The following is a 21,176-nucleotide window of genomic DNA, read 5'->3' on the forward strand; positions in this document are numbered from 1 at the left end:
GGTGACTTCCGGTCCCTCCACGAGCTGGACCTACGACAGAGAACTGGTGCCATCAGTGACACGACAGCCTTCCACCCCCTACCCCCCGGGTGTCAGTCTTCGACCCGACGGGAGCGCGAACGTCGCGGTCTACACCGAGACGGCCGAGTCGGTGACCGTCGTCACGTACGACGAGAACGGTACCGAACTGTCGTCGACGACACTGCCCGAGTACACCGGCCACGTGTTCCACGGCATCGTCGAGAACATGTCCGTCGGAACGCGATACGGATTCCGGGTCGACGGCCCGTGGGATCCGGCCGCCGGGTTGCGCCACAACGCCGCCAAGCTCCTCCTTGACCCCTACGCGAAAGCCGTTGCGGGGTCCGTGGAATGGGACGAAGCGGTGTTCTCCCACCATCACGACGAGCCCGAGACCCGCAACGACGCCGATTCCGCGCCCTTCATGCCGCGGTCCGTGGTCGTCGACGACTCGTTCGACTGGGGAGACGACGCCGCGCCGCGAATCCCGTTGTCCGAGTCCGTCGTCTACGAGGTGCACGTCAAGGGCTTCACCCAGCTCGACGAGAACGTGGACGAGGCCGTCCGCGGGACCTACGCGGGTCTCGCGCATCCGTCCGCCATCGAGCACCTGACACGGCTGGGCATCACCGCCGTCGAACTGCTGCCCACGCATCAGTTCGTCCAGGACTCGCACCTGCTCGAGGAGGGTCGCCGGAACTACTGGGGATACAACTCGATCGGCTTCCTCGCGCCGCACAACGAGTACAGCAGTGCGGGCGACACGGGTGGGCAGGTCACCGAGTTCAAGTCGATGGTCAAGGCGCTGCACGCGGCCGGCCTCGAGGTGATCCTCGACGTGGTCTACAACCACACCGCCGAGGGCAACCACCTCGGACCCACCCTGTCCCTCAAGGGAATCGACAACGCGTCCTACTACCGGCTGGTCCCCGAGGACCACAGCTCGTACTACGACACGACGGGAACGGGCAACAGCCTGAACGTCGGCCATCCCGCCGCACTCGCCCTCATCATGGACTCGTTGCGCTACTGGGTCACCGAGATGCACGTCGACGGCTTCCGCTTCGACCTCGCAAGCACCCTGACCCGTCAGGACGAGGACCTCGACCGACACAGCGCGTTCCTCGACATGGTGCATCAGGATCCGGTGCTCGCCCCGGTGAAGCTGATCGCCGAGCCGTGGGACACCGCCGGCTATCAGGTCGGCGGCTTCCCGGCGCGGTGGTCGGAGTGGAACGGTAAGTTCCGCGACGACGTCCGCGACTTCTGGCGCGGCGAGGAGGGTAGCCTTCCCGCTCTGGCGCAACGTATCTCGGGTAGCCCTGACGTCTACGAGAACGATCGCCGGCCCACCCTCGCGAGTGTCAACTTCATCACCGCGCACGACGGCTTCACTCTCGCCGACCTCACGATGTACGACGAGAAGCACAACGAGGAGAACGGCGAGGACAGCCAGGACGGCGAGTCCGACAACCGGTCGTGGGGATGCGGCGCGGAGGGTCCGACGGACGATGCGGACGTCAACGCGCTGCGCGATCGCCAGCGCCGCAACTTCCTCGGCACGCTGCTTCTCTCGGCCGGCGTTCCGATGCTCCTGGGAGGCGACGAACTCGCGCGCTCGCAGGGCGGCAACAACAACGCCTACTGCCAGGACAACGAGATCTCGTGGTTCGACTGGGCGGTCGCCGACGACGCACTCGTCGAGTTCACCACGGCGCTGATCACACTCCGCCGCGAGCATCCGGCGCTGCGTCCGGTGTGGTTCCGCCACGGCGAGGACGACACCACCACCGACACGAGCGGCGGTCGACCCGACACGATCGACTTCCAGCGTGCGGACGGCGTCGCGATGGGTGACGACGACTGGACCACCGGATCGAACAAGTCGATCGCCGTGCTGTTCAAGTCGTCGGCCGAGGACACCGTGTTCCTGTGGCTGATGAACGCCTCCGACACCCCGGTCGAGTTCACCCTGCCCGACGAGACGTGGTCACTCACGATCTCGAGCGACCCCGAGCAGCAGGTGGGCGAGGACCCGACGTCACTGCTGGTACGAGACAGGTCGTTCACGCTGCTGCAGGCTCAGTAGCCGGTCGCGGCACGGCAGATCCGACGCGGGCCCCGATCACCGATGTGGTGATCGGGGCCCGCCGTCGTCCACACCCAGCATCGCGGTGATCACCGCGGCGAGCCGGCGCTCGTCGACGTGCCGTGACAGGTCGTCCACCACCGTGAACGCTGCTTCGACGAGAACCGACGACTGTGCCCGCGAGCGTCCCGGCATCGTCGACGCGAGGAGGTGCACCCACTCTCCGCGCTCCTGGCGAGCCATCACGGTGAGCTCGCGTGCCGTCGCCGGACCGGTCGAGAGGCCGTGGCGCCGGAGTACCCGCAGTGCCGGCGCCCGCGTCGCGAGGGCCACGCGCCGCCGCGCCAGCCCGGCCAGCGCCTGGTGCGGCGTGTCCGACCGGGCGAGCACACGCGCCGTCTCGTCTGCCGCCCGGCGCGCGGCGCCGAGGCACACCTCGTCCAGCACCACGGTCTTGCCGCCGAACCAGCGGTAGGTGCTCGACGCCGCGATGCCCACCGAGGAGGCGATGGCCGCCATCGTCACGTCGGCGGGCTCGCTCTCGTCGAACAGCGCCGCGGCCGAGCGCAGGAGTGCGTCCCGTCGCCCGACGGGCGGGACGCCGTGCGGGAGTTCCGGATCGTCGACAGCGTCCGGCAGGTCCGCCGAGAGGACCGCGGCGCACGCGGAGTCGAGAACCTCGAGCACCGCGGCGGCGGGGACGGTGAGGCGGTGCGTTCCGATGCTGGAGAGGGTGGACAGCACCGCCCGAGTCGTGACGTCGGAGTCGCGAGAGGGCCGAAGGATCGGATCGGCACGACGTGCTGCCGCGGTGACGGCATCGAGAACCGTGGTCACCGAACCGATGTCGGGGTCGTGCAGATGCGGGCGGTCGCGGCGCAGCGTGCCGAGCGAGCGGCGCACGGTGAGGGCGCCGAGAGCGAGCGCGTGGTGATCGGCGGGAGCGCCCTCCCGAGCGATGCGCCGTTCGAGGCGTTCGACCGCGGTCAGATGCAGCGTGCGGAGCAGGTCGTACTTCGAGTCGAACCACCGATACACCGACGGCCCCGAGACGCCCGCGGCCGCCGCGACGTCGTCGATGCCGACGGCCGCGTAGCCGCGGGCGCCGAACAGATCCGCTGCCGCGTCGAGCAGTCGCCGCGGCCGTGGCGACCCACCGGTCACCGCGGTGTGGGCGCGCCGGGAGCCGCGGCGTGCAGTGCCACCTCGCCGGCCTTGACGACGAAGTGGACGCGACGGCCGGGCACGAGGTCGAGTTCGGTGGCCGCCGCGACGGTGACGTCGGCGTGCAGCGCGGGCAGACCCGCGGCCGCGGCGGACGTGATGCGGACCGACGAGCCGGTGGACTCCACGTGGCCGATCTGCACGGGCAGCACGTTGCGGGGGCTGCCCCGCGGTGGGTCGACGAAGACGGAGACGGCGGTGGGATGCAGCAGGGCCACCGCCGACGAGCCCGCGTCGAGAGGATCCGGGGCGCGGCCCTGCACGGCGACACCCGACGCGGTCGTGAGCGTGTCCGGAGCGGTGATGGTGCCCTCGATCGAGTTCACTCCGACGAGGGCGGCCGCGAACCGGGTACGCGGAGCCGTCAGAACGTCGCGGACGGTGCCGTGTTCGACCACTCGTCCGGCGTCGACGACGGCCACCTCACCGGCGAGCGTCAGGGCGTCGACCCGGTCGTGGGTCACCAGCAGGGTGGTGCGCGAGGTCTCGGCGAGTACCTCGCGGAGCACGCGGCGCATGGCCGGTGCGGACTCGGCGTCGAGCGCCGCGAACGGCTCGTCGAGAAGGAGCACGTCGGGGTCGGCCGCGAGTGCGCGGGCGAGGGCGACGCGTTGGGCCTGTCCGCCGGACAGTGCGCGTGGCCGCCGATCGGCGAGGTCTGCCGCGTCGACGGCCTCGAGCCATCGGCGCGCGAGTCGCTCGGACTCGGCTCGTCCGGCACCTCGTGCGCGGGGCGCGAAGGCGACGTTCGCCAGCGCCGACAGGTGTGGGAACAGCAGCGCGTCCTGGGCGAGGAGAGCCACCCGTCGGCGATGCGGCGGGACGTCGATGCGCTGTGCGCTGTCGGTGAGGGTGCGCGCTCCGATGCGGACGACGCCGTCGTCGGGCCGGACGAGTCCGGCCACCATCGACAGCAGCGTCGACTTCCCGGCACCGTTGGGCCCGAGGATCGCCACCACACCGCCCGATGGCACCGTGAGCGTGAGGTCGGCGCCGCGTGCTCGATGACGGACGTCGAGGACGACCGAGGTGTCGGTGGGTGTCACAGCACGCCTGCCGGACGCCGACTGCGAGTGAGGATCACGATGACGACCGCGACGACGATGAGGACCAGCGAGAGGGCCACCGCCGCATCGGGATCCGTCTCGCGCTGGAGGTAGATCTCGAGCGGGAGGGTGCGGGTGACGCCCTGGAGCGACCCGGCGAACGTGAGGGTGGCGCCGAACTCGCCGAGCGCGCGGGCGAAGGAGAGCACCGCACCCGACGCCAGCCCGGGCAGGACCAGGGGAAGGGTGACCCGCAGCAGGACGGTGCCGGGTGAGGCTCCGAGGGTCGCGGCGACGACCTCGTACCGCGTGCCCGCCGTGCGCAGTGCGCCCTCGAGACTGATCACGAGGAAGGGGAGGGCGACGAACGTCTGCGCGAGGACCACCGCGGTGGTGGTGAAGGCGATGTCGATGCCCCACGCCCGCAGGTGTTCACCCAGCAGTCCCTGCCTGCCGAACGCGTAGAGCAGGGCGAGCCCACCCACCACCGGGGGCAGGACGAGGGGGAGCAGGACGAGTGCGCGCACGACGGCGACGATCCGCCCGGTCGACCGCGCGAGGACCAGGGCCATCGGCACCCCCAGCAGGATGCAGAGGACAGTGCTGGCGGCCGCCGTGCGCAGGCTGAGCAGCAGCGCGGCCCGGGACGACTCCGAGGTGACGAGCGGAACGAAGCGAGCCACGTCGACCGAGAGCAGCATCGCCACGAGAGGGAGCACGACGAGCGCCGTGCCGAGTCCGGCAGGCACGAGGATCCAGGCGGGCGGACGCACCGCGTCGCGGTGGCCGCGCGTCCCGCCCGCGAGGACGGAGATCACGGTGTCTCGACGATGACGGTGGTCGCCTTGACCACCGCGACGGCGACGCTGCCGGGTTCCAGTCCGAGTGTCCGCACCGATTCTGCGCTCATCAGCGACGTCACGGTGAACGCGCCGCACTGCATCTGTACCTCGGCCATCACCGTGTCGACGACCACCGAGGTGACGAGTCCGGCCAGACGGTTGCGCGCGGAGCTGACCGTGCCGCTCGGATCCGGCGGTGCGGCGGCGCGGGCCCGAGCGTGCGCCGCGAGCGAGGCGCCGTTCACGACGGTGCGTCCGGCCGAGTCCTTCGACGTCTCGACGACACCACTCTCGATCCACCGGCGGACGGTGTCGTCGCTGACACCGACCAGGGCGGCGGCGTCTCGGACACGCAGATCACTCATCGGGCCGCACGCCGGAACGAGACGGGGCGCGGCGCAGATGCGGACGACGTGGGACCGAGGGCGCGCATCCACGTGATGCTAGCGGCCGGGAACAGACTCGGAGGTGTCGGCGTTGCACAGCTCGACGGAGTCGGATCCATGCCCCGGGTACCACCCCTTTCGCCGCTACGAGCGGCCTTCTGCCGAGAGGCGCACGGCCGACTCCGTCCTCGATGCCGCCGAGTTCACGCTCGGCGGCATCGTGCTGTGCAGGGTCACTTGTGACGCACACCAACAGCACCCGCGATCAGTGAAACGGGACGCCCGGTCCGCATTCCCGCTGGCAGAGGCTCCGGACCGCTGATGAGGAGCCGGGTCGATGCTCGATCGGTACTCGACCGTGACCGTGTTCCCCAGCTCCGGAGTGGTGAGAAATCCCAGGTGGATGGCATCATGTGCGTGATAGCTGATGGTTCGGGCGCAGGTGAGTGGAGTCGAGAGAATGACGATGTCGTGGGGTAGGACCCGTCGTGGGCGCTCGACTCTGGTGGCCGCGATGACGGTGCTGGCACTCTCCGCGGCCGGGTGCACGGCGGGGGCGGGTCAGTCACCGACGGCGGCTCCCGCACCGATCGACTCCAACCCGCTGTCGGAGCTCATGAAGCCGAAGGTGTCGTTGCCGGCGCCCGACGCGTCCGTCGGATTCTCCCCGAGTGCTCCGGTCGCGGTGACCGTGGCGGACGGCACCCTGTCCGAGGTGACGCTCACCGACGACGCCGGCACCCCTGTCCCCGGAGCACTGTCCGAGGATCGGTCGTCCTGGACGAACAGCGAGGTGCTCGACTACAACGGCACCTACACGTTGCGTACGCGGGCCTACGGTCTGGGCGGTGAGGCGTCGTCCGTCTCGTCCTTCACCACCAGTTCGCCGGACAACGTCACCAAGCCGTACCTGCTGCCGTCCGAGAACGAGATCGTGGGCATCGGCCAACCGGTCGCCGTGCAGTTCGACGAGCCGATCCCCGACAAGATCGCCGCGCAGAACGCGATCACCGTCGTGACGGACCCGCCGGTCGAGGGTGCCTTCTACTGGGTCAACCAGAAAGAGGTGCGGTGGCGCCCGCAGAACTACTGGGCTCCCGGCACTCGCGTCACCGTGACGGTGGACGTCTTCGGTCGCGACCTCGGCGAGGGACTCTTCGGCCAGGAGAACGCGTCGTCGTCCTTCTCGATCGGTGACGCCGTCATCGCCACCGCGGACGACGCCACCAAGCAGGTGACGTTCTCCGTCAACGGAGTCGACGTCAAGACCATGCCGACGTCGATGGGCAAGGACAGCTCGCCCACCGACAACGGGGTCTACATCATCGGTGACAAGTTCGCGTCCATGGTCATGGACTCGTCGACTTACGGCGTCGCCGTGGACTCCGCGCAGGGCTACCGCACTCCGGTCGACTGGGCGACGCGAATGTCGTACAGCGGCATCTTCTTCCACTCGGCGCCGTGGTCCGTCGGATCACAGGGCTATTCGAACGTCAGCCATGGTTGCCTGAACCTGAGCCCGTCGAACGCGAAGTGGGTCTACGACAACACCAAGCGTGGTGACATCACCGTCGTGAAGAACACCGTGGGTGGAACACTGTCGGGTACCGACGGACTGGGCGACTGGAACATCCCGTGGGACGAGTGGAAAGCCGGCAACGCCCAGTCCGTCTGAGCCGCTAGACCTTCAGGCCCAGAGCGGTGAGGTAACCGACCGGGTCCACGGCCTCGCCGCCGCGTCGCACCTCGAAGTGCAGGTGCGGGCCGTTGGAGTCGCCGGTACTGCCGACCGCGCCGATGGCCTGACCGGGAGCGATGGTGTCACCCACGGCGACATCGATGCGACTCTGGTGTCCGTAGAGGACCTCCGTGTCGCCCTTCTGGATCTTCACCAGGTTGCCGTACCCGTCGCCCGCGTCACCGGCCTGCGTGACGGTGCCGCCGGTGACCGCGTAGATCGTGGTGCCCTGCGCGGCTCCGAGGTCGATGCCCTCGTGGTTCTGCCGTCCGCCGCCGGTCGGGTTGTTGCGCCCGCCGTAACCGGACGTGACCTCGAAGGTGCCGGGCGTCAAGGGGAGTCGTGATCCGCCGACGCCCAGCGGGGCCGCCTGGAAGGGCGACGTGGCGTCCGGCGCGGCGTCGGGAGTCACCGGGGTGAGGGTGACGTCGCCGAGAACGAGCCCCGCGACCTCCTGCACCAGCACGCCCGTCGCGTCGAAGACGGCGGCGAGGATCGCCGCCTGCTGCTTGGCGCTCAGCGGAACACCGGGAATCTGGAACGCGGGCAGAGCGGGGAGCGGCGGAAGCGCGGGTGCTGCTGCGGCCGTGGGTGTCCCGGCGAAGAGCAGAGCTCCGGTGGCCGCGACGCCCACCATGGCGGCTGATCCCCAGCGACCACGGCGGCGCACCGGTGACGGCGATGCGTCCACGGCGTCCTGTGATGCGGTGTTCGAGTGTGATGTTCGGTGCACGAGCTACCTCCGTATGCGCCCACGGGCGTCGCCATTCGGTCGGCGCCGACCCGGGGGAGGAGTCCCGTCGCTGCTGCGCTGTCCACGGCGGTACGGCCGTCGACGTCCCTCTGACCCGTACCGGTCTCACCGACCGGTACCGGACGAGCAGTCGCCCACGGCGCACCGCTCGGCGAAGTCGAATGCCCTTCCCTTGGCATTCACGTCCGTCGAGCGAACAACACGAGTAACACACGGCGCACCTTCCCCAAGAGCGCCACGGGTCACTCTACGGGACAGCAGTATCGCTCGGTAACACGAATGCTCAATTACACCAACGTAATTCGGTTGTGCCGGCCTACCTGCGAAAACACATACGTGTAATTCGGCGGTGGGGCCGTCCCGGTGCGGAGATCGGACCGTGTCCGGACTGGTACCTTGCGTTCGGGGGCGGGTTACTGCCGCGTGTGGCGCGACTGTGGGGGATGTTCTGTATGCGACGACAACGGGCGATGGCGGCTGCGCTGGCACTGGCACTGGTGGGGGGAGTGAGCCTGGTGCTCGCGCCCGTGGCGGCGGCCGAACCGTGTGGAGGACTTCCCGGTACCGGAATCGACGGAACAGGTTTTCCCGGTCAGCCACCTGCGGGACGGCAGGGTCCGGTGCCCGCCTACAACGGGCCGTCGACATCCACCGTGGGGTGGGTGACCGGTCAGGAGAGTGTGAACCGGACGTTCGATCGTTTCGGAATCTCGGGGACCGATCTCGGCATCAGTTGGGACAACGGAGCCGGTCAGACCCTCATGGCGTTCGGCGACACCTTCGGGAACTGCGCGGTCCCGGGCGGGCAGTGGCGGCACAATGTTCTGTTGCGCAGCAACGACACCGACCTGTCGGACGGCATCACGTTCGCCGACGGTGTGCCCGGTGACGTGAACTCCGGTGCGGTGGTGGCCGGGAACGATCCGCGATTCGCGACCCAACTGCTCTCGGCTCTCGGGCTCTCACCTGTCGAGTACACGATCGTTCCCACGTCGGCGATCGCCGTGAACGGCGTGCAGTATCTGCACTTCATGTCGGTCCGCGAGTGGAGCGGCTCGGTGTGGTCGACGAACTACGCGGGAATCGCGACGTCGCGCGACAACGGGCAGACGTGGTTCCCCGAGCCCGCCACCATCCGGTTCAACAGCGGCGTGACCGTCCCCGGTACGGAGCAGTTGGACGCCCGCTTCCAGCAGGCGGCGTTCGTCCGCGGCCAGGACGGGTTCGTGTACCAGTACGGGACACCGAACGGCCGTCTCGGTGCGGCCTACCTGGCCCGCGTCGCACCCGACGCGATGCTGGACCTCACCCGGTACGAGTACTGGAACGGTGGGTCCTGGACCTCCGACCTGGCCGCCGCCGCTCCTGTGGTCGGCCAGCCGGTCGGGGAGATGTCCGTCGCGTGGAATGCGTATCTCGGTCGCTACATCATGCTGTACGGCAACGACGTCGAGGGCCGCATCATGGCGCGGACCGCGTCGGCGCCCGAGGGGCCGTGGAGCGCTCCCACCGCGCTGGTGGTGAACAACGACATCGGCAACTACCCGGGCGGTGGCCTCTACGCGCCCTACATCCACCCGAGGTCGGCCGGTGACTCGCTGTACTTCACGGCGTCGCAGTACTCGTCCTACAACGTCATCCTCATGCGGACGGACCTCGACGCGCTGCCCCGCTGAGCCCCACGCACGACGAAGGCCCCCGACTCGCGAGTCGGGGGCCTTCGTGTTCGGGGTGGACGACGGGACTCGAACCCGCGACAGCCAGGATCACAACCTGGTGCTCTACCAACTGAACTACGCCCACCATTGCTGCACACCCTGCGGCGATGCAGCGCGTTCGATACTAGCGTGACCGATACGCGGGAAGCCAATCGGTTCCCTGTGTCACGCGTCGCCACCGGTCAGCGTCGTCACGACGGCGCCGATCTCCTCGGTGGTCGGTCCCGGAGCCGCCACGAAGGCCGTCTGCCGGTAGTACTTCAGCTCCCGGATCGACTCCTCGATGTCCGCGAGTGCCCGGTGCGCGAGGCCCTTGGGAGGCTGACCGAAGTAGATGCGTGGGTACCACCGGCGGCACAACTCCTTGATGGAGCTGACGTCGATCATCCGGTAGTGCAGGTAGTCGTTCAGTTCCGGCATGTCCCGCGCGATGAAGCCGCGGTCGGTGCCGATCGAGTTGCCGGCGAGCGGCGCGGTGCCGGCGGGAACGTGCTGCCGGATGTACTCGAGCACCTTCTCCTGCGCCTGCTCCATCGTGACCGTCGACGCGCGGACCTCCTCGGTGAGCCCCGACTTGGCGTGCATCTCGGTGACCACGTCCGGCATCGAGGCCAGTGCGTCGTCGTCGCAGTGGATCACGATGTCCACGCCGTCGCCGAGAACGTTGAGGTCGCTGTCGGTGACCAGGGCCGCGATCTCGATGAGCTTGTCCGAGCCCAGCTCGAGGCCCGTCATCTCGCAGTCGATCCACACCAGTTTGTCGTTCACGCACATCCTCGGTATCCGTCGTGTCCATCGGTACCGCTGCCACAGTAGACCCGCACGTGTCGGTACCGGCGATAGAGTTCAGCCCGTACCGCCGGCGACACGAGAACGGGAGCACGAGTGACGATGACGGAACCGACGGAGGGTGGCCGCGCGGCCGCGATCGCAGCGGGGTACGCCACGGAAGGTCCCGCCATCGAACTCGGCAGTGTGGTGCTGGACGGCGTCGCGGATCCGACCGCACGGGTCCGGTTACCGCTGAAGATGGTCAACCGTCACGGCCTCGTGGCCGGCGCCACGGGAACCGGCAAGACGAAGACCGTGCAGGTGATCGCCGAACAGCTCTCCGCGGCCGGTGTTCCGGTGGTGCTGGCCGACGTCAAGGGCGACCTCTCGGGACTGTCCGCTCCGGGCGCCGACTCGGACGGCCTGCGCGGCCGGGCCGGCGAGACCGGCGCGGACGGGTGGGCGCCCACGGGATTCCCGGTCGAGTTCCTCTCCCTCGGTACCGAGGGTGGCGCGGTGCCGGTACGCGCGACCATCACGGCGTTCGGCCCGATCCTGCTCAGCAAGGTGTTGCAGCTCAACGCGACTCAGGAGTCGACCCTCGGACTGATCTTCCACTGGGCGGACACGCAGGGGCTCGCGCTGCTCGATCTGAAGGATCTGCGTGCCGTCATCACGCACCTCACGAGCGACGAGGGCAAGGCCGACCTGAAGGGCATCGGCGGCGTCTCGTCGTCCACCGCCGGTGTCATCCTGCGGGCACTGGTGAACCTGGAGGCCGACGGCGGCGACACGTTCTTCGGTGAGCCGGAGATGCGGACGGAGGACCTGATCCGCACCGCACCGGACGGACGCGGCATCGTCACCCTCTTCGAACTCGGCGCTCTCGCAGCGCGTCCCGTCATGTTCTCCACGTTCCTGATGTGGGTGCTGGCCGATCTCTTCCAGACCCTGCCGGAGGAGGGGGACCTCGACGCACCGAAACTGGTGTTCGTGTTCGACGAGGCACATCTGCTCTTCGCCGACGCGTCGAAGGCCTTCCTCCAGCAGGTCGAGCAGACCGTGAAACTGATCCGCTCCAAGGGTGTCGGCATCTTCTTCTGCACGCAGCTGCCGTCGGACGTTCCCGGGCCGGTGCTCTCCCAGCTCGGCGCGCGGGTGCAGCACGCGCTGCGCGCCTTCACCCCGGACGACCAGAAGGCGCTGACCAAGACGGTACGGACGTATCCCAAGAGTGCGGACTACGACCTGGAGGAGGCACTCACCACCCTCGGGACCGTCGAGGCGATCGTCACGGTGCTGTCCGAGCGGGGCGCGCCGACTCCCGTGGCCTGGACCAGGATTCGTCCGCCGCAGTCGCTGATGGACACCATCGGAACGGACGCGATCACGGCCGCCGCGACCGCCAGTCCGTTGTACGCGACGTACGGCACCACCGTCGACGGCGAGTCCGCGTACGAGTTGCTGAACGCACGGATGGCCCCCGAACCGACGCCGCAGCAGCCGGAGTTCCCGCCGCTGCCGCAGACCTACGACCTGCCGCCGCTGCCCGCGCCGGAGCCGGAAGGGCCGTCGGCCGCAGAACGCATCATGGCCAACCCCGCCGTGAAGAGCTTCCTGCGGTCGGCAGCCAGTGCGGCCGGTCGCGAGATCTCACGGAGCATCTTCGGGACCGGACGCCGCCGTCGGAGGTAGAAGGTCAGGAACCGCCGAGCTTCTTGTAGAAGCTGCCGATGATCGGAGCGCTGATCGAGCGCGGACTGTACTGGCCCGCAACGGACATGCCCTTGCTGAGGATTCCGGGAACGATGCGCATCTTGTTCTTCTCGAGCCCGTCGAGAGACAGCCGTGCCGTGTACGCGCTGTCGATCCACAGGAAGTCCGGCACCAGCTTGTCGACGATGGAGGCGTCCGCGGGATCGGGCGTCTCGGTGCGGACCGGGCCAGGTGCGAGGAGCGTGCAGTGCACGCCGGTGCCGGCGAGCTCCGATCGCAACGACTCGGAGAACGTGTTCACGAACGCCTTGGTGGCGGCGTAGGTCGCATTGTTGGGGATGGCCATGTTGCCTGCGGCCGAGCCGGTGACGAGGATGCCGCCGGCGCCGCGCTCGATCATGCCGGGCAGGACCGCCAGCGTGAGATCGTGCACCGCAACAGCATTGAGCTGCACCTGGGCGCGCTCATAGGCGGGATCCAGCGCCGACACCGGACCGAAGGTGGCGATGCCGGCGTTGTTGCAGAGCACCGAGATGTCGCGGCCGGCCAGTTCGTCCGCCAGGGTCTGGCGTTGAACGGGATCGGACAGATCGTTCACGCGGACCTCGACGGTGACGCCGTGCGCGGCGGTCAGCTTCGCCGCCAACGCCTCGAGCAACTCGCCTCGACGGGCGACGACGATCAGCGAATGACCACGGGCAGCGAGTTCGGTGGCGAGTGCTTCTCCGATGCCGGACGACGCTCCGGTGACGACGGCACGGGACTCTGCGGTGGGTGCGGGGAGGCTCACGGTCACCGAGGCTAGCGTGACCCTTCGGAGCACGCGACGTCAGAGGGCGGCCGCGAGGCGGGTCCCTTGTTCGATCGCCCGCTTCGCGTCCACCTCCGCCGCCACGTCGGCGCCGCCGATGACGTCGACCACCGTTCCCGCAGCTGTGAGATCGTCCAGAAGATCGCGCACCGACTCCTGACCGGCGCACACGACAATCGTGTCGACCTCCAGTGCGCGTGTCCGTCCGTCGACGGTGATGTGAAGTCCGTCGTCGTCGATCCGGTCGTACCGCACCCCCGACAACTGCGTCACGTTCCTGTTTCGCAGGGCAGCGCGATGCACCCAGCCGCTGGTCTTGCCGAGTCGCGTCCCGATCCGTCCCGCCGTCCGCTGCAGCAGGTACACCTCGCGAGCCGCGGGGGGAGCGACGGCGGTGGCCACGGCACCCGCGGCCGCCGGATCGTCAGTGACTCCCCATTCCTGGCGCCACTCCGCGGTGTCCAGAGTCGAGGAGTGTTCCGTGGTGAGGAACTCGCAGACGTCGACACCGATGCCGCCGGCCCCGATGACGGCCACGCGCCTGCCGACGTCGCGGTGGCCGAGCACCGCCTCGGCGTACGTGACGACGCTGGGGTGATCGATGCCGGGAATGGACGGGATGCGCGGCACCACACCCGTGGCCAGGACGACGCGATCGAAGTGCACGAGGTCCGCGGCGCCGGCCGTCGTGCCGAGCCGAACGTCGACCGTCGCTGCGGCGAGTGCGTGGGTGAAGTAGCGGACCGTCTCGGCGAACTCCTCCTTGCCGGGGATGCGCTGCGCGATCGCGAACTGGCCGCCGATCTCGTCGCGCGCCTCGAAGAGGGTGACGCGATGACCACGCTGCCCCAGTGCGACCGCGGTGGCGAGTCCCGCCGGGCCGGCGCCGACGACGGCGACCGTTCTCGCGGAGCGAGTCGGGGACAGCACGAGTTCGGTCTCCCGCCCGGCCCGCGGATTGAGCAGGCAGGACGCCTTGCGGTGGACGAAGACGTGGTCGAGACAGGCCTGGTTGCAGGCGATGCACGTGTTGATCTCGTCCCGTCGGCCGTTCCTCGCCTTGAGCAGCCAGTCGGGATCCGCCAGCATCGGGCGGGCCAGCGACACCAGGTGCGCGCTGCCGTCGGCGAGCAGGCGTTCGGCGACCTCAGGCATGTTGATCCGGTTCGCCGCCGCCACCGGCACCGTCACCACCTCGGTGAGGCGGCGGGTGAAGTCGATGAACGCGGCCCTCGGTACGGACGTCACGATGGTGGGCACGCGCGACTCGTGCCAGCCGAAGTCGGAGTCGAACAGATCGATCCCGGCTCCTTCGAGTTCGGTGGAGAGTGCCACGATCTCGTCCCACGTCTGACCGTTCTCGACCAGATCGGCCAGCGAGATCCGGAACGAGAGCAGGAAGTCCGGTCCGACCGCTGCTCTGATGCGACGCACGATCTCCACCGGAAGGCGGCGCCGGTTCTCGGCGGACCCGCCCCATCGATCGGTGCGACGGTTCGTCCTCGGTGCGAGGAACTGGTTGAGGAAGTAGCCCTCGCCGCCCATGATCTCGACGCCGTCGTAGCCTGCGCGCTGCGCCAGGCGCGCGCACCGGACGTAGTGGCTGATCTGCCGTTCCACGCCCCGATCGGTGAGGCCGCGGGCGCGGAACGGGGTGATCGGCGACTTCCCACCCGACGCACTCACGGAGAGCGGATGGTAGGAGTAGCGGCCCGCGTGCAGGATCTGCAGCACGATCCGACCACCCTCGCGGTGCACGGCATCGGTCACGCGTCGGTGGCGACGGGCCTCGAGACGGTTGGTCAACTTGGCCGCGAACGGAAGCAGCCAGCCGGTGCGATTGGGGGAGTAGCCCCCGGTGACGACGAGTCCCACACCACCTCGGGCGCGCTCGGCGAAGTACGCGGCGAGCTTCTCTACGTCCTTCGCCCGATCCTCGAGTCCAGTGTGGATCGAGCCCATCATCACTCGGTTGGGCAACGTCGTACGACCGACCGTGATCGGCGACAGCAGAACAGGGAAGTCGGTCATCTCGGCACCCTATGCTGCGAGACATGGTGGTCGTGGGCGCGCCCGGTGTCGTGACGAAGAAGCAGGTGCTGGCGTGGGGTTTCTGGGACTGGGGCGGCGCCGCCTTCCAGGCCGTGATCCTCACGTTCGTGTTCTCGGTGTACCTGACCGACTCGGTGGGTGCCGATCTGCCCGGCGGAGTGTCCGCCACGTCGTGGTTGGGGTGGTCGCTCGGCATCGCCGGAGTTCTGGTCGCGGTCCTGGCTCCCGTCTCCGGTCAGCGCAGCGATGCCAGAGGTCGCCGCAAACGGCTCCTCTTCGTACTGTCGACCGCGACCGTCGTGTGCATGGCGGCACTGTTCTTCGTGAAGGACGACTACCACTACCTGTGGCTGGGCCTGATCCTGCTGTCCGTCGCCTCGGTGCTCTTCGAGGTGGCGCAGGTGCCCTACACCGCGATGCTGCGTCAGGTCTCGACGCCCGACAATCTGGGTCGGGTGTCCGGATTCGGCTGGGCGATGGGCTATTTCGGCGGCATCGTCCTGCTGCTGATGTGCTACTTCGGGTTCATCGCCGGCGACGGCGACGAGCGGGGCCTGCTGGGCATCACCACCGAGGACGGCCTCAACATCCGGCTCGTGGCGCTGCTCGCGGCGGTGTGGTTCCTCGTGTTCTCGCTTCCCGTGCTCTTCGCGGTTCCCGAACTCCCCGTCACCGACCCCGAGGCGGCGGCCGCGCGAGCCGGCTACCTCGAGTCGTACCGCGTGCTGTGGCGCGACGTGTCCGAGCTGTGGCGCACCGACCGCCGCACCGTGTGGTTCCTCGTCGCGAGCGCTCTGTTCCGTGACGGTCTGGCCGGGGTCTTCACCTTCGGAGCGGTGTTGGCCGTCACCGTGTACGGCATCTCCAGTGCCGACGTGCTGCTCTTCGGGGTCGCCGCCAACGTCGTCGCCGCACTCGGCGCCGTCGTCGCGGGGCGTGTCGACGACGTGCTGGGGCCCAAGCTCGTCATCGTCGTCTCGCTCGTGTCGATGATCGTCGCCGGGCTGGTCCTGCTCGCCGTCTCGGGTCCCCTGATGTTCTGGATCTTCGGACTGATCCTGTGCCTGTTCGTCGGACCCGCGCAGTCGGCGTCGCGCACCTTCCTGACCCGCATAGTCCCGCCCGGCCGGGAAGGCCAGATGTTCGGCCTCTACGCCACGACGGGACGCGCGGTCTCGTTCCTCGCTCCGAGCCTCTTCGGACTCTTCGTCTTCCTCTTCGACGCGGATCGGGCCGGCATCATCGGCATCGTGCTGGTGCTGGCGGCCGGGCTACTGGCCCTGCTCCGCGTCGCGGCACCCGAGGGTGATCGGGGGAGGGACGCGGCGGCGTGAAGGTCGACCACAAGAAGGAGATCGCGACGTACAGCGCTCGACTCGGGGTGTTCGACGTGGTCGAGGTGCCGCCCCTGCAGTACCTCACGGTCGACGGGGACGGTGATCCGAACACGACCGCCTGGACCGACGCGGTGTCGTCTCTGTATCCGCTCGCGTACGGCCTGAAGTTCCTCGGCAAGCGCGAACTCGGCAGAGACCACGTGGTGATGCCGCTCGAAGCGCTGTGGTGGGCGGACGACTGGGCGTCGTTCACCCGCGAGCGGGACCCGTCGCGATGGCGATGGACCGCGATGATCATGACTCCCGACTGGATCACGGCCGAGCATCTGGAGACCGTCCGCGAACAGAAGGCGGGCCCGCGGACAGGCGACGTGCGCCTGAGACGTCTCGACGAGGGGCTGTGCGTGCAGACGCTGCACGTCGGGTCCTACGACGACGAGGCGCCGGTGCTCGCGCACATGCACGACGTCGTCGTCCCGGCGCACTCGCTCCGGATGACGGGACGTCATCACGAGATCTATCTCGGCGACCCACGGCGTGTGGTGGCCGGCAAACTGAGAACGATTCTGCGACAACCGGTCACGCGCTAACGCGCGAGGATCTCGTCCGCCAGTCGGTCCGGATCGTCCTCGGGCACCCAGTGGCTGACACTCAACTCGACGAACTCGTACGGGCCGGTGACGTGCTGGGCACACCGCTCGGCGGCGGCGCGGCCGACCGCGGTGTCCTGGTTACCCCACACGTAGGTGGTCGGCACCTCGACGGACGGGAGATCCGCGAAGTCGCGCGTCATGGCGCGGTACCACTCCAGCGCGGCGGTGAGCGTCTCACGCCGGCCGACCACCGGAAGATGCTGCGAGACGATCGTCGGATCGGCGGCACCGGAGAACATGGCGATCAACCGGCGGGCGTCGTCCTCGAGCAGCAGATCCTCCGCCTTGCCGGGCCGGCGGAAGAGAGTCATGTACTCGCTGCGCTTCTTCTGGTCCTCGTCTTCGCGGATCGCCCATCCGAAGGCGGCCGGGTGCGGGACGGACACTGCGGTGAGGGTGCGCACGCGATCCGGATGCAGCGCCGCGACGTACCAGGCGACGATCGACCCCCAGTCGTGCCCCACGAGATCGACTGCCGCGAAGCCCAGTTCATCGAGCATTCCGATGACGTCGGCGACCAGCAGGTCGATGCGGTAAGCGTCGGTACCGGTCGGACGGGCACCGGGGGAGTACCCGCGCTGGTTCGGCACGACGACGTCGCGGCCCGCGTCCGCCATGCGGATCGCCACGTCGCGCCAACTCGCGGACGTCTCGGGAAAACCGTGCAGGAGAAGGGCCGGGCGGTCGCCGGGGGTTCCGTAGCGGTCCGCGTCGAAGGTCAGGTCACCGACTGAGATCTGCATGGGGAAAGGCTATCGGGTCCTCACGCTCCGAGGGCGGCTGCCGACGTCCGTGCGCCGCGGACGTTCCGAGGCTGCCACTGGCCCATTCCCAGCATGATCACGCGCAGCTGGGACAGCGCGCGTTCGACGATGTCGCGTTCGGCCGCGCCGGCGGGCGTCACCTCGACCAGGTCCACCACCGTCGCCAGCATCGTGTTGACGATGAGGTCGGCGACCATCTCGAGATCATCGCCGGGCCACGACGACAGGGCGGGGATCCGGGACAGGTCCTGAGTGAGCTCGTGCACGATCATTCGCAGCTCGGTCTCGATCGCGCGCCGGACCTCCACCACTCCGCCGGACCGCTCGCGGATGAGGAAGCGGAACTGGACGTCGTGTTCGCGGATCTCGCCCACCAGCAGTTCGAGCGACTCGCGCGCGTTGTCCGCGGACGGGTGACGACGGACGTCGCGCAGGATCTTGCGAAGGACGCGCATGCTGTCCTCGACGACCGCGACTCCGAGGTCCTCCATCGACGCGAAGTGGCGGTAGAACGCCGTCGGCACGATTCCTGCCGCGCGCGTGACCTCCCGCAGGCTCACGCTGGAGAAACTGCGGTCCGCGATGGCGTCCAGCGTTCCGTCCACGAGTGCCCGCCGGGTGCGTTCCTTGCGTTCGGCCCTGCTGGCCGTCGTGGAACCTACGGAATTCTCGGACATTCCCCGACATTAACCGACATCGGTGTATGGGTGTGCACTTCCGCCGCGCGAGAGCCTGGCGGGTCACTGCTGCTCACGGTACGTGTCCGTCGTCACATTGGCCTTGAAAGTTGCCGGTACGGGCTGTCACACTCGGTTCCAGTGAACGAGTGTGCACTGGAGAAGTGATCCGGTCACCGGCCCGTCATTCGAGGAGGACGACTTGAGCATCGCCACCACCCCCACATCGCGCGGCCGTCGCAGTTCGCTGCTGTCCAGGTTGCGGCCCCGGTTGCTCGAGACGCTGACGACGCCGCACGCGGTCGATCGGTACCTCGAACTCGTCGACCCCATGATGACTGTCGACGACATGCGCGCCGAGGTGGTGGCCGTCCGTCACCAGACTGCCGACACCGTCACGCTGACGCTGCGCCCCACGTGGCAGTGGAAGGGGTTCTCCGCCGGCCACTTCGTGCAGATCGGTGTCGTGGTCGACGGCGTCCGGCACACGCGTTGCTACTCCCCGGCAGGTACCGCCGGAACCGACGACGACACGATCGAGCTCACCGTCAAGGCTCAGCCCGACGGCATCGTGTCCAATTACCTGGTCGCCTCGGCGAAGCCCGGTCTCGTGGTCAATCTCGCGCCGGCCACGGGCACCTTCGAGCTCCCGAGCCCGCGGCCGGACCACGTTCTGCTGATCAGTGGTGGAAGCGGCATCACCCCGGTGATGTCGATGCTGCGCACGCTGGTGCACGAGGGGTACACCGGACGCGTGGCGTTCCTGCACTACGCCTACACGGAGAACGACGTCTGCTACCGCGCCGAACTCGACCGCATCGCGGCCGAGAACGACAACGTGGACGTTCTGTACGCGTACACCGATCAGCAGAACGGTGGTCATCTGCACGGATTCTTCGACACCGAGCATCTGAACGTCGCAGCACCCTGGCACGCCTCGGCGCAGACGTTCCTGTGCGGGCCGCCCGGGTTGATGAAGGGTGTCAGGTCGGTGTTCGACGAACTCGGACTCTCCGAGTCGTTGTTCTCGGAGGAGTTCGTCACCGCAGTTCCGGTCGTCGACGGGGATGCCTCGGGAACCGTGTCGTTCTCGGGTTCGTCCGTCGAGGCGGAGAACGACGGCGCCACCCTCCTGGAGCAGGCCGAGAATGCCGGGCTGACACCGGAATTCGGCTGCAGGATGGGAATCTGCTTCACCTGCACGGCAATCAAGAAGTCGGGATGCACCCGCAACGTCAAGACCGGTGAGCTCGACTCCGATCCGGACAACGAAATCCAGCTCTGCATCTCCGTCCCCGTGGGCGACGTCGACATCGACGTCTGACCCATCCACATACTCGAAGAGGAGGTCACCATGTTCGGACTCTCACTGTCCTTTCTCCCGTTCATCGGTTCCAGCTCGGCGCCCGACACCGCGACGTCCGGCGTCGACGTGATGGACGAGCCGGGAACCGACGGACCTGTCGTCCTGAGCTACGAAGCCGTGGAGGAACTCGGACGCAAGCTCGACGACCTGCGCGCCCGCACCGTCGCGGATCTGGGTCAGGAGGACCGCGACTACATCTTCAAGATCATCAAGGCGCAGCGCGGACTCGAGGTCGCCGGTCGCGGACTGATGTACTTCGGCTTCTTCCCGCCGGCCTGGATCGCCGCCGTCAGCGCCCTGAGCCTGTCGAAGATCCTCGACAACATGGAGATCGGTCACAACGTCATGCACGGCCAGTACGACTGGATGCGTGAGCCGGGCCTGAACTCCAAGGTCTTCGAGTGGGACAACACCTGCCCCGGTGACCAGTGGCGCCACTCGCACAACTACATGCACCACACGTACACCAACATCCTCGACATGGACCGCGACATCGGTTACGGCATCCTGCGGATGGACAGCGCGCAGAAGTGGAACCCGTACTACCTGGGCAACCCGATCTACGCGTTCCTGCTCATGACCTTCTTCGAGTGGGGCGTCATGATGCACGACCTGGAGGCCGAGAACGTCATCCAGGGCAAGCGCAAGTGGCACGACGTCAAGCCCCTGCTCGAGGGCTGGTGGAAGAAGGCCGGACGACAGGTCCTCAAGGACTACATCGTCTTCCCCGCGCTGACCGGGCCGATGTTCGTTCCGACGCTGGTGGGCAACTTCACCGCCAACATCGTCCGCAACGTGTGGGCCTACTCGATCATCTTCTGCGGCCACTTCCCGACGGGCGTGCAGACGTTCACCGTCGAGGAGACCGCGCAGGAGACCCGCGGCCAGTGGTACGTGCGTCAGATGCTCGGCTCCGCGAACATCGAGGGTGGGGACCTGTTCCACATCATGTCCGGCAACCTCTCGCACCAGATCGAGCACCACCTTTTCCCCGACCTGCCCGCGCACCGCTACCCGCAGATCGCACCCGAGGTCAAGGCGCTCTGTGAGGAGTACGGCCTTCCGTACAACACTGGTGGCTTCTTCCATCAGATCGGTACTGTGTGGGGCAAGATCTTCCGACTCGCCCTTCCCGACCGTTTCACCGGTGTGGACAAGGTGACCGGTGTGATCATCGAGCGCGAAAAAGCTGCAGCCTGAGAGGTAGTGCC

At 68.2% G+C, this 21,176-nt stretch carries 18 protein-coding genes and 1 tRNA gene; 8 read left to right on the forward strand and 11 right to left on the reverse strand.

The annotated features are described in order from the left end of the window. Nucleotides 1-55 precede the first annotated feature (55 nt). Nucleotides 56-2,110: a glycogen debranching protein GlgX gene (gene glgX, locus HQ308_RS18640; RefSeq protein ID WP_222647476.1), complete on the forward strand. Its 2,055-nt coding sequence runs from the start codon at nucleotides 56-58 to the stop codon at nucleotides 2,108-2,110. Between the two features lie 36 nt (nucleotides 2,111-2,146). Here glgX and HQ308_RS18645 read toward each other — a convergent pair whose 3' ends face one another. Genes HQ308_RS18645 through HQ308_RS18660 form a run of 4 tightly spaced genes read right to left on the reverse strand, consistent with a single transcriptional unit; the run spans nucleotide 2,147 to nucleotide 5,587 of the window. Next, nucleotides 2,147-3,274, reverse strand: a complete 1,128-nt coding sequence (locus tag HQ308_RS18645) for a TetR family transcriptional regulator (RefSeq protein WP_027505604.1) — start codon at nucleotides 3,272-3,274, stop codon at nucleotides 2,147-2,149. Continuing rightward, nucleotides 3,271-4,380 (reverse strand): sulfate/molybdate ABC transporter ATP-binding protein, encoded by a 1,110-nt coding sequence (locus HQ308_RS18650; protein WP_222647477.1) that lies wholly within the window; start codon nucleotides 4,378-4,380, stop codon nucleotides 3,271-3,273. The genes HQ308_RS18645 and HQ308_RS18650 overlap by 4 nt, the downstream gene beginning before the upstream one ends. Beyond that, complete coding sequence (locus tag HQ308_RS18655) at nucleotides 4,377-5,195, reverse strand: ABC transporter permease (protein ID WP_308115822.1); 819 nt, start codon at nucleotides 5,193-5,195, stop codon at nucleotides 4,377-4,379. Before HQ308_RS18655 ends, HQ308_RS18650 begins: the two co-directional genes overlap by 4 nt. Then, the gene (locus HQ308_RS18660) at nucleotides 5,195-5,587 is read right to left on the reverse strand and encodes a molybdopterin-binding protein (RefSeq protein WP_027505607.1); all 393 of its coding nucleotides are present in this window, start codon (nucleotides 5,585-5,587) and stop codon (nucleotides 5,195-5,197) included. The genes HQ308_RS18655 and HQ308_RS18660 overlap by 1 nt, the downstream gene beginning before the upstream one ends. Nucleotides 5,588-6,068: 481 nt before the next feature. Between HQ308_RS18660 and HQ308_RS18665 the strand changes: the two genes are divergently transcribed. Beyond that, nucleotides 6,069-7,283, forward strand: coding sequence for an Ig-like domain-containing protein (locus tag HQ308_RS18665; RefSeq protein ID WP_261776298.1), 1,215 nt, complete (start codon nucleotides 6,069-6,071; stop codon nucleotides 7,281-7,283). Nucleotides 7,284-7,287: 4 nt separating this feature from the next. Here the strand turns inward: HQ308_RS18665 and HQ308_RS18670 are convergent, their stop codons facing one another. Next, complete coding sequence (locus HQ308_RS18670) at nucleotides 7,288-8,037, reverse strand: M23 family metallopeptidase (protein WP_308115821.1); 750 nt, start codon at nucleotides 8,035-8,037, stop codon at nucleotides 7,288-7,290. A 515-nt stretch (nucleotides 8,038-8,552) separates the two neighbouring features. Here HQ308_RS18670 and HQ308_RS18675 point away from each other — a divergent pair. Beyond that, nucleotides 8,553-9,776 carry a DUF4185 domain-containing protein gene (locus tag HQ308_RS18675; RefSeq protein ID WP_261776299.1) on the forward strand — a complete coding sequence of 408 codons (1,224 nt, stop codon included), beginning with the start codon at nucleotides 8,553-8,555 and terminating at the stop codon, nucleotides 9,774-9,776. 54 nt (nucleotides 9,777-9,830) lie between these two features. Here the strand turns inward: HQ308_RS18675 and HQ308_RS18680 are convergent. After that, nucleotides 9,831-9,903, reverse strand: a tRNA-His gene (locus HQ308_RS18680). Between the two features lie 80 nt (nucleotides 9,904-9,983). Further along, nucleotides 9,984-10,586 carry an oligoribonuclease gene (orn, locus tag HQ308_RS18685; RefSeq protein WP_222630093.1) on the reverse strand — a complete coding sequence of 201 codons (603 nt, stop codon included), beginning with the start codon at nucleotides 10,584-10,586 and terminating at the stop codon, nucleotides 9,984-9,986. A 123-nt stretch (nucleotides 10,587-10,709) separates the two neighbouring features. On the opposite strand from orn, the gene HQ308_RS18690 reads away from it, so the two are divergent. After that, complete coding sequence (locus HQ308_RS18690; RefSeq protein ID WP_222647478.1) at nucleotides 10,710-12,284, forward strand: helicase HerA-like domain-containing protein; 1,575 nt, start codon at nucleotides 10,710-10,712, stop codon at nucleotides 12,282-12,284. 4 nt (nucleotides 12,285-12,288) lie between these two features. Here HQ308_RS18690 and cmrA read toward each other — a convergent pair whose 3' ends face one another. Then, entirely contained in the window at nucleotides 12,289-13,095 is an 807-nt protein-coding gene (gene cmrA / locus HQ308_RS18695; RefSeq protein WP_222638476.1) for a mycolate reductase, read from the reverse strand. Between the two features lie 39 nt (nucleotides 13,096-13,134). Then, a complete protein-coding gene (locus HQ308_RS18700; RefSeq protein WP_222647479.1) occupies nucleotides 13,135-15,147 on the reverse strand; it encodes an NADPH-dependent 2,4-dienoyl-CoA reductase in 2,013 nt (670 codons plus the stop codon). Between the two features lie 23 nt (nucleotides 15,148-15,170). Between HQ308_RS18700 and HQ308_RS18705 the strand changes: the two genes are divergently transcribed. Together HQ308_RS18705 and HQ308_RS18710 are read left to right on the forward strand one after the other, a co-directional pair. Further along, nucleotides 15,171-16,502, forward strand: coding sequence for an MFS transporter (locus HQ308_RS18705; protein WP_235578968.1), 1,332 nt, complete (start codon nucleotides 15,171-15,173; stop codon nucleotides 16,500-16,502). Further along, nucleotides 16,499-17,095 (forward strand): GyrI-like domain-containing protein, encoded by a 597-nt coding sequence (locus HQ308_RS18710; RefSeq protein WP_222647480.1) that lies wholly within the window; start codon nucleotides 16,499-16,501, stop codon nucleotides 17,093-17,095. The genes HQ308_RS18705 and HQ308_RS18710 overlap by 4 nt, the downstream gene beginning before the upstream one ends. Here HQ308_RS18710 and HQ308_RS18715 read toward each other — a convergent pair. After that, on the reverse strand, nucleotides 17,092-17,901 hold the full coding sequence (locus tag HQ308_RS18715; RefSeq protein WP_222638473.1) for an alpha/beta fold hydrolase: 810 nt from the start codon (nucleotides 17,899-17,901) through the stop codon (nucleotides 17,092-17,094). The two genes, HQ308_RS18710 and HQ308_RS18715, sit on opposite strands and share 4 nt — an antisense overlap. Nucleotides 17,902-17,921: 20 nt before the next feature. After that, a complete protein-coding gene (locus HQ308_RS18720) occupies nucleotides 17,922-18,599 on the reverse strand; it encodes a TetR family transcriptional regulator (RefSeq protein WP_056446144.1) in 678 nt (225 codons plus the stop codon). A 202-nt stretch (nucleotides 18,600-18,801) separates the two neighbouring features. Here HQ308_RS18720 and HQ308_RS18725 point away from each other — a divergent pair, with 202 nt between their 5' ends. Then, the gene (locus tag HQ308_RS18725; protein ID WP_222647481.1) at nucleotides 18,802-19,923 is read left to right on the forward strand and encodes a ferredoxin reductase; all 1,122 of its coding nucleotides are present in this window, start codon (nucleotides 18,802-18,804) and stop codon (nucleotides 19,921-19,923) included. A gap of 30 nt (nucleotides 19,924-19,953) precedes the next feature. Then, a complete protein-coding gene (locus tag HQ308_RS18730) occupies nucleotides 19,954-21,165 on the forward strand; it encodes an acyl-CoA desaturase (protein WP_027505619.1) in 1,212 nt (403 codons plus the stop codon). Nucleotides 21,166-21,176 lie beyond the last annotated feature (11 nt).

The sequence above is a fragment of the Rhodococcus sp. BP-241 genome, from assembly GCF_019836145.1.
Lineage (GTDB): Bacteria > Actinomycetota > Actinomycetes > Mycobacteriales > Mycobacteriaceae > Rhodococcoides.

What these genes read in the sequence shown, in the direction of transcription:
- HQ308_RS18660 (WP_027505607.1), bottom strand. Translation starts at nt 5,587, where the DNA reads ATGAGTGATCTGCGTGTCCGAGACGCCGCCGCCCTGGTCGGTGTCAGC.
- HQ308_RS18665 (WP_261776298.1), top strand. Translation starts at nt 6,069, where the DNA reads ATGACGATGTCGTGGGGTAGGACCCGTCGTGGGCGCTCGACTCTGGTG.
- HQ308_RS18675 (WP_261776299.1), top strand. Translation starts at nt 8,553, where the DNA reads ATGCGACGACAACGGGCGATGGCGGCTGCGCTGGCACTGGCACTGGTG.
- HQ308_RS18690 (WP_222647478.1), top strand. Translation starts at nt 10,710, where the DNA reads ATGACGGAACCGACGGAGGGTGGCCGCGCGGCCGCGATCGCAGCGGGG.
- HQ308_RS18700 (WP_222647479.1), bottom strand. Translation starts at nt 15,147, where the DNA reads ATGACCGACTTCCCTGTTCTGCTGTCGCCGATCACGGTCGGTCGTACG.
- HQ308_RS18705 (WP_235578968.1), top strand. Translation starts at nt 15,171, where the DNA reads ATGGTGGTCGTGGGCGCGCCCGGTGTCGTGACGAAGAAGCAGGTGCTG.
- HQ308_RS18715 (WP_222638473.1), bottom strand. Translation starts at nt 17,901, where the DNA reads ATGCAGATCTCAGTCGGTGACCTGACCTTCGACGCGGACCGCTACGGA.
- HQ308_RS18720 (WP_056446144.1), bottom strand. Translation starts at nt 18,599, where the DNA reads ATGTCCGAGAATTCCGTAGGTTCCACGACGGCCAGCAGGGCCGAACGC.
- HQ308_RS18730 (WP_027505619.1), top strand. Translation starts at nt 19,954, where the DNA reads ATGTTCGGACTCTCACTGTCCTTTCTCCCGTTCATCGGTTCCAGCTCG.